Origin of the sequence: Pelovirga terrestris, from assembly GCF_014773365.1 — a bacterium.
Classification (GTDB): Bacteria; Desulfobacterota; Desulfuromonadia; order Desulfuromonadales; family Geopsychrobacteraceae; genus Pelovirga; species Pelovirga terrestris.
Map to the genome: position 1 here is coordinate 47882 of NZ_JACWUN010000008.1, position 13762 is coordinate 61643.

At 55.7% G+C, this 13762-nt stretch carries 11 protein-coding genes; 9 read left to right on the top strand and 2 right to left on the bottom strand.

Features of this window, described 5'->3' with window-relative positions; translation table 11 throughout:
- Positions 1–39 precede the first annotated feature (39 nt).
- Both ICT70_RS08320 and ICT70_RS08325 read left to right on the top strand, forming a co-directional pair.
- On the top strand, positions 40–2124 hold the full coding sequence (locus tag ICT70_RS08320) for an ATP-binding protein (RefSeq protein WP_191155447.1): 2085 nt from the start codon (positions 40–42) through the stop codon (positions 2122–2124).
- On the top strand, positions 2124–3485 hold the full coding sequence (locus ICT70_RS08325) for a sigma-54-dependent transcriptional regulator (RefSeq protein WP_191155449.1): 1362 nt from the start codon (positions 2124–2126) through the stop codon (positions 3483–3485). The genes ICT70_RS08320 and ICT70_RS08325 overlap by 1 nt, the downstream gene beginning before the upstream one ends.
- A gap of 9 nt (positions 3486–3494) precedes the next feature.
- Here the strand turns inward: ICT70_RS08325 and ICT70_RS14880 are convergent, their stop codons facing one another.
- Complete coding sequence (locus ICT70_RS14880) at positions 3495–3641, bottom strand: hypothetical protein (RefSeq protein WP_224746918.1); 147 nt, start codon at positions 3639–3641, stop codon at positions 3495–3497.
- A 282-nt stretch (positions 3642–3923) separates the two neighbouring features.
- Here ICT70_RS14880 and ICT70_RS08330 point away from each other — a divergent pair, with 282 nt between their 5' ends.
- A complete protein-coding gene (locus ICT70_RS08330; RefSeq protein WP_191155451.1) occupies positions 3924–4139 on the top strand; it encodes a helix-turn-helix domain-containing protein in 216 nt (71 codons plus the stop codon).
- Positions 4140–4323: 184 nt separating this feature from the next.
- On the opposite strand, the gene ICT70_RS08335 is transcribed toward ICT70_RS08330, so the two are convergent.
- The gene (locus ICT70_RS08335) at positions 4324–5169 is read right to left on the bottom strand and encodes a ChaN family lipoprotein (RefSeq protein WP_191155453.1); all 846 of its coding nucleotides are present in this window, start codon (positions 5167–5169) and stop codon (positions 4324–4326) included.
- Between the two features lie 866 nt (positions 5170–6035).
- Between ICT70_RS08335 and ICT70_RS08340 the strand changes: the two genes are divergently transcribed.
- The 6 genes from ICT70_RS08340 (at position 6036) to ICT70_RS08365 (ending at position 13754) form a co-directional block, all read left to right on the top strand.
- The gene (locus ICT70_RS08340) at positions 6036–6893 is read left to right on the top strand and encodes a hypothetical protein (RefSeq protein WP_191155455.1); all 858 of its coding nucleotides are present in this window, start codon (positions 6036–6038) and stop codon (positions 6891–6893) included.
- Positions 6894–6995: 102 nt separating this feature from the next.
- Positions 6996–7730: a cytochrome C gene (locus ICT70_RS08345; RefSeq protein ID WP_191155457.1), complete on the top strand. Its 735-nt coding sequence runs from the start codon at positions 6996–6998 to the stop codon at positions 7728–7730.
- A 150-nt stretch (positions 7731–7880) separates the two neighbouring features.
- Positions 7881–9224 (top strand): cytochrome c3 family protein, encoded by a 1344-nt coding sequence (locus ICT70_RS08350; RefSeq protein ID WP_191155459.1) that lies wholly within the window; start codon positions 7881–7883, stop codon positions 9222–9224.
- Between the two features lie 469 nt (positions 9225–9693).
- Entirely contained in the window at positions 9694–10758 is a 1065-nt protein-coding gene (locus tag ICT70_RS08355) for an NHL repeat-containing protein (protein ID WP_191155461.1), read from the top strand.
- A gap of 10 nt (positions 10759–10768) precedes the next feature.
- Complete coding sequence (locus ICT70_RS08360) at positions 10769–11407, top strand: cytochrome c3 family protein (protein ID WP_191155463.1); 639 nt, start codon at positions 10769–10771, stop codon at positions 11405–11407.
- 61 nt (positions 11408–11468) lie between these two features.
- A complete protein-coding gene (locus ICT70_RS08365; protein WP_191155465.1) occupies positions 11469–13754 on the top strand; it encodes a hypothetical protein in 2286 nt (761 codons plus the stop codon).
- Positions 13755–13762: the final 8 nt, after the last annotated feature.

Sequence of the window (13762 nt, forward strand, 5' to 3'; positions counted from 1 at the left end):
CGGTTTCACCCGTTAGCACGCTCTTGCAAGAGGCAGATCATGAAAAAATACAACCTGCAAAGACTGGTGTTGATCCCCTTAAGCCTGACCTTTCTGGTCCTGATCAGCGCTTTCGTATTAACCAGTTACCATATCAGTCAACGCGACGAAGCGACCTTCATGGAAAGTCGTTATCGCCAGTTCCGTACCATCTTCAGCGGACTGGCCGCACGTGATGCTCAAGCCATGCTCACTGCCGCAGAATTTATCGCCAGCCAGCGCCGTTTTCAAGAGGCCCTGCTTGAAAACAAGCTGGACCAGTTACAGGCCCATGCCCACGAAGTTTTTCTGCGCCTGCAACGATCATTGCAAATCAGTCACTTTTATTTCCGCGATGCCGAAGGAAACCTGATCCTGCGGGTTTACCGGCCAGAGGACAAATCGCCGGCAACCATGCGCGCATCCTTGCAGCGGGCGATGGAAACCGGCCTGCCGGCGGCGGGACTGGAATTGGGAAAATCCGGCCTGTTGGCACAACGGATTTTTTATCCATGGCGAATCCAGGGTGAGTTGGTCGGCTTCATCGAATTAGGTATCGAAATAATGCCGACCCTGCGCCAGATCAAGGAACTCAGCGATATCGATATCATGATTGTCCTTAACAAAGACCGCCTTGATCAGGACGCCTGGGAAGCCGCACATGTCTACCATACGCATCGCAAGGACTGGAACCTCCTGTCGGATTGTGTTATTTGCGAAACGACTCTTGATTTGTCCAAAGAAGACCTTGGTCATCTTTACACCACCGCAGTTGTCAACAATTTAGAAAAAACGGCAGGCATTTCCGGACAGATTTTTCGTTTGGGGCACTTCCCCCTGTTTGATGCCGGGCAAAACCAGATCGGCACCTTGCTGATGGTCGTTGACATGACGGAACGATCCGATATCTTTAAAACCTTTATTTTCAGAATTATCGGCTTCAGCCTGTTGATCAGCATGGCGCTGTTTATTTTCGCCTTCAGTATCCTCGGGCGCGCCAGTCGCCAGTTGAATTCAGGTGCCGAACGGTTGCGCCAAAAGGGTGAAAATCTGGCCCAAAGCAATCAACGCCTGCAGCAGGAGATCGTAGAGCGCGAAAAAGCCCAACAGCAACTGCAGGAATTCAGCAAATACCTTGAGGAGCGGGTCAGCGAGCGGACCAGAGAGCTGGCCAACAAAAACCGCGAAATCGAGACCAGTCGTAAATCCCTTGAAGCCGCCTACCATGAACTCAAGGAACAGCAGGCCACCATCCTGCACCAGGACAAAATGGCCTGTATCGGGCAACTGGCGGCAGGCATCGCTCACGACATCAATAACCCCATCGGCTTTATCAGTCACAATCTAACGATCTTTGAACGTTATCTGCAGCGACTCAACCAGTTTTTTGCCCTGCAACGGGACCTGGTCCAGCGCCGTGGTGACAGCGAACTGATCGCCGCCTGCCAAAAAGGGCGCCGCGACTTCCAAATCGACACCATGCTGACCGAACTACCAACGATGCTGACGGAATGTCGCGACGGCACCTCCCGGGTCAGCCAGACCGTCGAAAGTTTACGCATCTTTTCGCGGCAGGAAGTCCCGCAGCACAAGTTGACCGACCTGCACCATTGTATCGACAGCACCCTCGCCATCATCCGCCATGAGCTACGCGAAAAAATCAGGGTGGTGAAAAACTATGGCGAATTGCCCCTGCGCTATTGCTATGCCGGCCAGATCAACCAGGTCTTTCTCAACCTGCTGATCAACGCCATCCAGGCCATCGACGAGGGTGGCACCATCAGCATCAACACCTGGGCAGAGAATGAATTCATCTACATTGCCATCAACGACAACGGTGGCGGCATCCCTGCGGAAAAAATTGAAAAGATCTTCGAACCCTTCTATACCACCAAGGAAATCGGCGTTGGTACCGGCTTGGGGTTAAGTATTGTTTATGAAATTGTGACCCGCCATAAAGGGCGCATCGATGTTGCCAGCAAGGTCGGGGTTGGTACCACCTTTACTCTGATCCTGCCCTTCGATGAACGGGCTAAACCACGCCAACCGCAAGCCAACCCGCTAGGAACACCAATTAACTCAACACCAGAGGGGAATCTTTTCTGATGGATAAAAAAACCCGCCTGCTCTATGTCGACGACGAACCCGCCTGGCGCAATATTTTTCGTCGGGAAATAAGCGAAGACAAACGCTATGAGATAAAAACCGCCGACAGCGGTGCGGATGCACTTGCCGTGCTGAACAACTGGCGGGCCGATATTGTGCTGACGGATCTATCGATGCCGGGGATGGACGGCATTGAGTTGCTGCAACACATTCACTTGCTCTACCCGGAAACCTTTGTACTGATCCTCACCGGCGTCAACTCGGCCAATGAAGCGGTTCGAGCAATGAAGGCAGGAGCCTACGACTATGTTCTCAAGCCCTTTGATTTCACCACCCTGCAGATGCAGCTCGCAAAAATCATCGATCATCAACAGCTGTCAAATCAGGAAGCCCATGAACCGGACGCCCGTTTTGAGCAGTTGATCGGCCGAAGCCCCTCCATGTACCAACTGTTCGAGGGGATTCGCCGCATCGCCCCCACCAATGCCACGGTGCTGATCCGGGGCGAAAGCGGTACCGGCAAAGAGCTGGTTGCCGCCGCCATCCACAGTCGCAGCTCACGGTGCGACAAGGCATTTATCCCGGTCAACTGCGCCGCGCTGACCGAAAGCCTGATCAACAGCGCCCTGTTTGGTCATGAAAAAGGCGCTTTCACCGGAGCCGATAAACGCAAAGCCGGTTTTTTTGAACACGCCCACGGCGGTACCATTTTTCTCGATGAAATTGGCGACATTCCCCTGCAGACCCAGGTTGCCCTGTTACGGGTGCTCGAACTCGGCACCTTTCAGCGGGTTGGCGGCATCGACACCATCCAGGTCGATACCCGCATCATCTGTGCCACCAACAAGAACCTTGAAGTCGCCATGCGGGAAAAAACCTTCCGCGAGGATCTCTTTTATCGCCTCAATGTGGTCACCCTGAATACCTCCCCCCTGCGCGACCGGGCCGCTGATATCCCGCTGCTGGCCAACCAGTTTCTGCGCACGTCGAGCCAAAAACACAACAAGCAAATCGACCTGATCGCTCCCGGCACCCTGGAACTGCTCAGTGCTTATGCCTGGCCGGGCAACGTTCGCGAGTTAAAAAACGCCATCGATCGCGCTGCGGTCTTCAGTAACGGCAACACATTGTTACCCGAACACCTGCCGCCGGAGCTGCTCCAGGCAGTTAGCGCCCGTCACGGCAAAGCCTCGGCAGCCCAAATGACCCTGGATTCAACCAACCTGCCGGAAATTGAAGCGGCGGTCATCCGCAGGGTGCTGGAAGATAAAAACTGGAACCTCTCCCAGGCCGCCGAAGCCCTCGGCATCGCCCGCGGCACCCTCTACAGCAAAATCAAAAGTTACAACATTGAAAGGTAGGGGCGCGATTCATCGCGCCCAGGGCCACCCCGCCCCCGCTGTCACTGTCAACTGTTGTAATTTGCACAGTTGCCGCACAATCAACCATAAAGCACCATATTCCGGCGGCTGACACGCCTTGTCGGCAGCCGCGTAGTGCCCAATACTGAACAACATGTCATCCCCCGGCGCGTAACGCGTTTTGGTATCCGCCGTCGGCAGTCCGTTTTTTTTGTCACCCTGTTGCTCGGTTCATAAGCGCTGACACATCATCCAAAAATTTAGTCATTTCAGCTAGGTACTTGATCAAACCAGAGCGGCATCCGATTACTCAACGCTAATCAGCCAATCGTAACACCATAAAATAATTGATTTTTGGCACCATGTTTGCTTTAATTTTTACCAACAGACGAACTGACTCTCAAACTGACTCTCAAGCAAAGAAAGGGGGGCAATACAATGACCAGAATCACCATATCCGTCGAGCGCAAAGACGCCCCCGCCGAAAGCTTTTCCCTGCAGCTGAACTCATGCTCCCTGCCGGACATCGAAAAAATGGTCATCAGTGAAGTCCTCACCGGCAAAGACTGGAACCTCTCCCAGGCCGCCGAAGCCCTCGGCATCGCCCGCGGCACCCTCTACAGCAAAATCAAAAGCTACAACATCCAACGGTAGGGGCGCGTTTCATCGCGCCCTGATGCCCCTCCGTCCCAGCACATACGGGGACATAAACCAATAACGCCCTTAATTGGTATTATGTCCCCGTATTCATCGCGCCCTGATGCCCCTCCGTCCCAGCAAATACGGGGACATAAACCAATAACCCCCGTTATTGGTATTATGTCCCCGTATTTGCTGCCTACAGCCCGCCATCGTCGATCAGGTAATCGGCCTCGGTGGCGGTGCGGGGGTCGTTGGCGGCGAACCCGTCCGCCGCCGGCAGCACCACCCGGGTGGTCAGGCCGCCTTCCTGCAACTGCACCGGTACGCTGCTGTTGATGCTGTGCCAGATGCCGGCCAGGCTGATCAGGGTGCGCTGCGGATGCTGCTTCAGGTAACGGGCGATGGTCAGGGCCATGCCGCTGTTGCGCACCCCTTGCGCTTGCTTGAAATAGCTGAAATTACGCTCGCGCGTTACGGCCTCGAAGGAGGGGCGGAAAAATTCCTCCATCAGGGCGTCGTAGGTCGGGTTGAGGGTCGCGCTGATGGCGGCGGGGACGCGCAACAAATCATCAAAATCAAGGGCCGCGAACCCTTCGCGGCCGACCTTGCGGATGACGTTACGGTCACTGTTGATTGCCAGCAACGGGATGTTGTGCGCGCGGGCAAACAGCAGCAACTCGCTGTAGTGCTCCCAGGGGTACGACCAGTTTTCGGCATACACCTCACGAAACCCCTCCTCGTCCAGTTCCCCCGCCAGCCAGGCATCAAGCGCCCCCTGGGCACCGTGTTCAAACATCTCCAGGCCGATGGTCAGTTGAGCGCTGTGCCGCTGTACCCCACGGATAATCGCCACTGCCAACCGGCGATGCTCCGGTTTTTCGTGGGATTCACCAACAAATACCACATCGGCTGTTGCCAGATCAGCGAACAGGACCTCAGCACTGACCCTATCAGTGACTCCGGGCCGTACAATCTCAGCAAACCCGCTCAGCGGAACCCCCAACAATACCACCACCAGCAAGTAGCGTCCTATCAATGTCATACCACCATTCCTTTCAATTTAAGGGCAATAAGATGTAACGCAGAGCCGCAGAGAAAACCTTTTTAAGGGTAAAGCATCACCCCTCACTGTTCACTGTTCACCGCTCACGGCTCTTTTCAACCTGAAAACAATAGGGAACGCAGATACACGCAGATGTTACGCAGATCAAGCCAAGCAAGTCTTAGTCCCTAGTCGCGTTCATCTGCGGCTATAAGGTTTTTCATTGTGTCATTCCTGCTACCAATCTGGATCCTGCGACTGCGCGCAGGATGACACAGGCATTACAGGATGACACAGGCATTACAGGTTGACACAGGCATTACAGGATGACACAGGCATGAACTTCCGTCAGGGGTGGCGTCTACTCACGGCTCACAGCTCACGGCTCACCGCCTTTCATTCTTTGCCCTCTGGCTCTGTGATTCACATTTTTTCAACCATACTCCGGCGCTGGTCACCCTGCAACTGTCGGAAATTGAACAGACCCAACGGCGCTAAAAGCGCCTGTGGTTTGGCGTTGATGGCTCTACGGCGTGGCGGCTGCTTACTGTCGGGATTTGAACAGATTGCGCAATGTCCGAGTTATGCATTGTAATATCAGCTGGTTAAGACATCATTAGCGCTCACTATGTTGGTATTTGAACAGTTTGCGACAAGCAGAACGCATTAATTACCATTCCAGTGATAATTCTACGGCCCCTGTTTTTGGCGATTTACCCTTTTTTTTAAAAGTTGGCATCACGCTTGCTAAAGGGAAGGCATGCACACAACGCACTGTGCAAAGACACACAAACCAGCGGTGACGATCAAATAGGTGATCCCATCGCACCTGCCACCATGACACATGGAACAAGGAGAGAAACAAAATGAGAAAACTGTTAGTATTCGCATTGGTCGCAACCTTCGCCTTCGGCGCAACCGCTCTGGTTGCCACCGATGCCGACGCCCGCGCCATGGCCAACGGCATCGTCGGCAGCGCCCACGATTTCACCAACAACAGAGATGGTTCAGTAGCACTTGACGCCGAAAATAACCTCATACCTAACCGTGACGAAAGCTGGAACTACCGTGGCGAAATCTGCCGCGTCTGTCACGCACCCCACGATAAGGGCCGCACTGCATGGAGCAGCTGGGGCGAAGAGGTTGGTGAAACCGGGCTACTGTGGAACCATGCTTTGAGCCAAACCGCTGATTACCCCATGTATGCCAGCTCATCCCTCGAAGGTGAGATCTCCAATCAAGTCATCGGCAAATCCAAGCTGTGTCTCTCCTGCCATGACGGCACCGTCGCCCTCAATGCCTTTGATGGTCAGCAAGATAAGCCAGCTACTGATCCTGATGCCGTTCTGATTCAGAGCTTCTCCAACGGCTTCACCATCGGACCGGGCCGTACCGGCAGCGATAATGACTTCCTGATGGGTACCCACCCGATTTCCGTCGCCTATGCCGCCGGTTTCTATGACGAAAACCCCAAGGTCGGCCGCAATGGTGGTCTGCATATCCCTGACGGCCAAGTGTTCGGTAACCTGGTAAAAATGACCGGCGCCCCGACTGTAGATATGGTGCTTGAGCAGGGCATGGTTCAGTGCCACTCCTGCCACGATGTTCATGACTCCAAGGACGTCAACGCTGTCGGCACCCGCCTCAACCGTGCCGGTCAGGGCCTGGCTGAAAACCGCGGTGGCGACCCCTCCGGTCTGTGCCTGAGCTGCCACAACAAGTAACAGCAGGGCTTCTGCGCTTAACGCAGAACCGCTGACACCCCGAAGGGGGAGAGGAACAACCCTCTCCCCCTTTTAGTGCATCAATGATGGAAGGGGAATAAAATGAAAAAAGCGTACTGGAACTATCTGCCACTGTTACTGATCTGTCTTGCGTTCCCCCTGGTCGCCAGCGCCGGCAACGGCTTGGGCATCAAGGGGAGCAAACATGACTTTTCCGGCGAAGACTGGAACAACGGGACACTGCAATATGGTGGCGAAGTCTGTCGGGTCTGCCACGCCCCCCATGATCGCGGTCTTGACTTGTGGCGCGACGCCGACGTCTCCGGACTGTTATGGAACCACAAGATGAGCACCGCCGAATACAGCATGTACAGCAGCAACAGCATGGCCGGAACGATTGAAGATCAACCCATCGGCCGCTCCAAGCTGTGCCTGTCGTGCCATGACGGCACCGTCGCCCTGGATGCCTTCGGTGACGGCCCGAATAATGGCAACGGCGACATGGATACGGCGCTGACCGGCCGTTTTGTCATCGGCGCCCTGAAGGATGGCAGCAACCTGGATCTGCGCGGTCACCACCCGATCTCCCTGCAATATGTTGATAACGACAAGATCGGCACCAACGGCGGCTTGCACGATCCCGCCGACCAAACCTGGTACGACCTGAGCAGCGTCGCCCTGTCTCTTGAACAGGGGCGGGTCGAGTGTCACTCGTGCCATGATGTCCATAACCGCGTCTCGGTACCCAATACGCAGGTGCTGCGGGCCGGCATCCGTGAAGGTCAGGGCGGGGCAGAACATGCTTCGCTGTTATGTCTGACCTGTCATAATAAGTGAATATATGGGTAGTAGGTAGTAGGGAGTAGGTAGTAGTATCATCTTTACAAGCACCCGTGCACAGGATCCTTTCGGGCTTCTGTGCATTGGTGCGTTGAGCATCACCATTGTCACCGCAGCAATCCAGCAATCACAGGAGAGTCAGATCACGTGATAGCAACTCACCGAACTCACCGGCACCCTTTACTTCGATCAGTACTGCTGTTCGGCCTTTTTTTGCTGATGCCCCTGATGGTTTCTGCGGGCTTTGAACTTGACGGCATGGCGTGTCTGGACTGCCATGCTGAACTGAGCGAGAAAAAGGTGATTCACAGTATTATTGCCGACAGCGACAGTTGCACCATGTGCCATGCCCAGGACAACCCTGATCTCCATGGTTTTGACCCTTTTGCTGCCAACATCGGTGAGGGCGTCTGCTCCATGTGCCATGGTGAGTTCCCCGGCAGCGGTGAGCTGCATTACCCCGTCGCCGATGGCGATTGCCTGACCTGCCACAACCCCCATCAGTCCGACCTGGCAGCGCTGTTGACCCGGCCCCAGGGGGAACTGTGCTTCGATTGCCACGCGCCCTTTGACAGCAAACAAAAAGCCCACGCTCCGGTGGCCTCAGGCAGTTGCAGTGACTGCCACGACCCCCACCGCGCCGATCAGCCGAGCCTGCTGCGCGCCGTTGAACCGGAGCTGTGTTTTCAGTGCCATGGGCCCTTTGACGCGAGCGGTTCGAGCCACATGCCGGTGGAGTTTGGCGAATGCTCCAGCTGCCATCTGCCCCATGTGTCCGCTGAACCCAAACTGCTGAGTGCCCCGCAAAAGGAGTTGTGTCTGCAATGCCACGCCGAGTTCAGCGGTGCCCTGATCCACGGCCCGATCAAGGAAGGCAACTGCGCCGGCTGTCACGATCCCCATGGCGCCGCCCAGCAGAACCTGCTCAAGGCGGCCGAACCGGACCTCTGTTTCAGTTGCCATGGTCGCCGCCTCAACGCTGCCGATGGTCGCCCCCTGGTGCCGATCCAACCGCTGTTTGAAGGGGAGGAGCAACTCAAGCATTTCCCCTTTGAGGACGGTCGCTGCAGCGATTGTCATCTGCCCCACGCCGGTGAGCACGCGCGCCTGCTCAATGATGCCTATCCCAGCGGCATCTACGCCGCTTATAGCGAAGAGGCTTACGCTTTTTGTTTTAACTGCCATGACAGCGGCGCTTTTGAGGATTTACGCAGCACCTCGGCCACCAATTTTCGCAATGGCGAGCTCAATCTCCATTACCGCCATACCAACCGCGACAAGGGGCGCACCTGCAACGCCTGTCACTCGGGCCATGCCTCGGTACAACCCTCGCTGGTGCGTGAGCGCTTCAGCTTCGGCAAAAACCTTCTCGGACAACGGTTCACGGCCACCGCCGGCGGCGGCACCTGCGCCACCGCCTGCCATATTGAGGTGAGTTACGATCGCGATACACCGGTGAACAACCGCCTGCGGACCACGCCGTGGGAGTAGGTTAGGGGCGGGGAGTGGGGAGTGGGGAGTGGGGAGTTTATCCCTGTGTCATCCTGCGCGCAGTCGCAGGATCCAGATTGGTAGCAGGAATGACACAATGAAAAATTTTATAGCCGCAGATGAACGCAGATGAACGCGGATAGGGTCAAAACCTCATTTAAGAATTTATCTGCGTAACATCTGCGTGTATCTGCGTTCAATAGTGTTTTCAGGTTGAAAAGAGCAGTGAGCAGACTGGCATCGGTTTTGCTTATGTCTTCAACCCAAAAAAAGGTTTTCTCAGCGCCTCTCCATCTCAGCGGCTCTGCGTTGAATCTTTTTTTTAAAGACAGTAAGCAGTAAGCAGTAAGCAGTAAGCAGTAAGCAGTAAGCAGTATTTTGAATTCTATATTCTATATTCTAAATTCTGTATTCTGTATTCTATATTCTGTTTTCCTCATCCTGACTTTATCTTTCAAGGAGTTGACCGATGGCACGAACTTTTCTTTTGATCCCCCTGCTGGTGTTTGCTCTGTTCGGTTGTGCGCCGCCGGCAAAACAGCTGGAAACAAAATTTTATCCGGAACTGCCCATCGAACCGCGCATGCAATTTTTGACGACTATCTCCAACGAAGGGGATATCGGCAAGACCACCTCGGGGATGCGCGCCTTTGTCGCCGGTGAGGATGCGCTGCGGGGCTTCAGCCGCCCCTACGCCATCGCCAGCCGCCCGGGCACCCTCTATGTCAGCGACGTTGGTTTTAACATGGTGATTGTTGTTGATTTTGCCAACAAGGAATTCCGGCCATTGCCGAGCGAACGGGCGACGGCGTTACGCCAGCCCCGGGGGCTGACGGTTGCCGAGGATATTCTCTATGTGGCCGACAGCCAACGCCGCCAGGTCCTGGCCTTTGACAGCGAAGACAAATATCTGCGCCTTTACGGCGGTGCGGAAACCCTCGAGCAGCCCCTGGATGTAGCGGTTTATGGCGATCGCGTCTACGTGGTGGATCATTCCGCCTACAACATCAAGGTGTTCGACCGTGAGACGGGTGAGCTGCAAGGCACCATCGGTGAACGGGGGCGTGAGGAGGGGCAACTGGATCGCCCGACCCACGTCCGCGTCGACCATGAAGGGAACCTCTATGTCACCGATTCCCTGAATTTCCGCGTGCAGAAGTTTGATGCCGAGGGTAACTTCATCCACATGTTCGGTTACCCCGGTTCGACCCCCGGTGGTTTTGCCCGCCCCAAGGGGATCGATGTAACGCGCGACGGGTATCTTTACGCCGTTGATGCGGCCTTTGAAAATGTCCAGATTTTCCATGACCCGTCACAGTTTCTGGTCTTCTTCTTTGGCGGCTTTGGTCATGCCCCGAGCTATATGTACTTGCCTTCGCCCTTGACCATTTCCTACGAGAACATTGACCTATTCAAGCCTTACTTCGATAAAGACTTTAAAGTGGAGTATCTGGTCTACGTCGGCAATCAGCTCGGTGACTACAAGATCAATGTCTATGGCGTCGGCAAGTGGATCGGACCCCCCTTGAACTGATGACGGCTTGATGACCTTGTTTTCCCTCTTGCATATCAGGCGTTTGGGGCTGATCTTGCTGTTTTTGGCGCTGCTGCCCGCGGCAGTCGGTTGCAGCCCCGAGGCGCGCCATCAGGTGCTGACCGTTCTGTTTACCGGGGTGCCCCCCTTGGGTTGGAAAGAGGAGCTGCAGCGCCTGCAGGCAGAAGAGGCCATCGTTGTGCGCCAGGACTTCCCCTCCCGCTTTGATTCCGGCGGCTGGAATCACGGACCTTACGCTGCCGGTGAGTGCGGCAGCTGCCATGAAATGGTACCGCCGCGCAACCCCGGCGAACGACCAACGCGGATTGTCGTCGGCCAGTTTGTCGAAACCCGTGAGCAGATGTGTGTTGCCTGTCATGCCGAAAAAACCGCTGAGCGGGCGCGCAACGACGGACTCTGGCTCCACGGGCCGGCGGATAACTGCTTGCGCTGCCATCACCCGCACTTAAGTGCGCAACCGGCCATGCTGCGCCGCACGGCGGATGAGTTATGCCTGAGCTGTCATGATGACGGCTTGATCCATTCCCAGGATCTTCATGCCGGAGTCAGCGATTGCCTGTCGTGCCACAATCCGCACTTAGGGGCGGACGCACTGATGCTTTCTTGGGATTACGAGGAACTATTTTAGGGTGCGGGGTAAGAGATCGACATTCTTTATTCTTCCGGCAACGCCCCGCGGAATCATGGTGATGGCGCTGCTGATGCTGATGTTCCCGGTTGCTGCCGATGCCCGCGGGCTGTTTTTGCAGCGCCCCTTTCCTTCTTATCACGAGATGCCGAAATGGGATATCAACCTGGGTTACCGTTACGAAGACTTTACGCGCAAAACACCGCAATCGACCACCACCACCTCGACCCACCGCTTTACCGAAGGCTTCACCATGACGACCCGTGGCTTCAGTTATCACCCGGCCTTGATTAACTACACCCTGAGTTTAAGCCCGTCGTGGGAGCAGGAGCGGCGCCGCGCCCGCGACGGCAGCCGTTCAAGTGGCAACAGGGTGCGCCTGGAATACGGCATCGATGGTACCCTGCTCGCGCTAAAACCCTTTGCCACAGAGTTTTTTGCCGAAAGCACCAGAGAGACCAGAGCCAGTACCTTCGGGATCACGACCGAGCTCGATACCACCCGCTATGGTCTTTCGCTGACCCTGCCCTGGTGGCAGGAGAGCTTTCCCCTGCGCGTCCGCTACCGCCATCAAACCACTGATCGCACGACCGCCGACGCGCCGACCAGCACCACCAACACCGACTCCTGGTTTATTGACGGCGCCCAGATCAAAGAGCGCAGTGTCACCAGCCTGTCGGCCAGCTATAGCCTCGACCAAACCAGCGGCGGCGTCAGGGATGGCCGCTCGGAAGTGACCAACGGACAGTTTCAGAACACCCTGTTTTTGACCGAGGATCTGCAATTGCGGCTGGTTTCGCGCCTGCGCGGGCGCTGGACTGAAACACAGTTCGGCACACGCAATGACAACCTGCGCCTGAACGAAGAACTCTTATGGAATCGTGAACACAGCGCCAACCTAACGAGCGACTACGCGGCCAGATACGAATATCAGCGCAACAACGACCAACGGGAGCAGCGCTTTGAGCTGAACAGCGGCCTGCGCCACCAGCTCTACGAAAACCTGACAACCACCCTGCGGGGCCGCGCCCAACGGGAGATCGGCTCCACCCGTGACCAGGACACCTACCAGGGAAATTTCGACATGAACTATAACCGCCGGATTCCCACCGGGAATGTGAATCTCTATCAACGTCAGGAATATCGCTATGATAAGCGTTTCGTAACCGGGGGGTCTGAGATTCTCGACCTGACAGGCTGCGACGAGCTGAGTAGTGATTCCTGCAAGCTGACCTTGGGTGAAAATGCTCAGCGGATTAACCGGGACACCCTTGAGCTGCGGTCCTTCGACGGCGATATAATTTTTAACTTGGGTTCGGACTACGAGATCGATTTCGAGGGCGACCGGGTCTTCATTACCCTCAGCGCCGATCCTCTCGGACAGATCTTTGGTGACCCGCCGCTGGAACAACTGCGCGTCAGTTACGATTATCTGCTGACTGACAATTACGATGCCACCACCCGGACCCAGACCTATGGTGGCCGCCTTGATTTTCTTCACTACTGGAACATCCACGGCCAGACCCAGCGCAGCAAAGAGAATTTTATCTCGGGCATTCCCCCCGACGAGCTTGAGGATGATCGCTCCTACATTGTCGGGTTCGGCTGGGCGCGCCCCTTCGGCAGCATCATCCTCAACACGTCCGGCAGCTACAGCGATTCGCGCAGCGCAACCACTGCCAGCGAGAGCTACAATGCTACCGCCGGGCTGGTCAAACGCTTTGCCGGCGGCTCAATTATGACCAACAGCGCCTCTTATCAGCAGACCGACGGGTATGCGCAACGGCTGGTCGAAGATGAAGAACGACACAGCGACGAAGACAGCAAACAATACAATCTGCTTGCCGCTTTTGATATTCAGCTGCGGGAGGACCGTCTGTTAAGGCTGCAGTGGGAATACGAGCACCTTGACAGCAATGAGGAGTTTTTCGAGGAGCGCAGCGAGGACAGTGTACGGCTATTGAGCAGTATTCGCCTGGGGCGCAACACCAGTGCCGCCCTGAGTGGTCGCTACACCAAAGCGGACATCAGCAGAACCTCGAAGACTGGCATGGAAACCCGTGATGAGGAACGTATCCTGATCCGTGGTAATGTTGTGCGCCAACTCGACCAGCACAGCCGACTGAAACTCGACGGCAGCTACCAGAGCAGGTCAACGATCCGCCGGCGTGAAGAAACCACGGATCAGAAGTTGGAAACATATATTTTTTCAGCCGGTTATGAGTATCGTCTGGGGTGGATCACGCTGGCCGCCGATTATCGCTACCGCAACGAACGCAGACCCCATGACGGGACCAGCACCATCAACAACAGCGTGCTGTTGTCCCTGAAACGAGCACTGAACTGATGACCTGT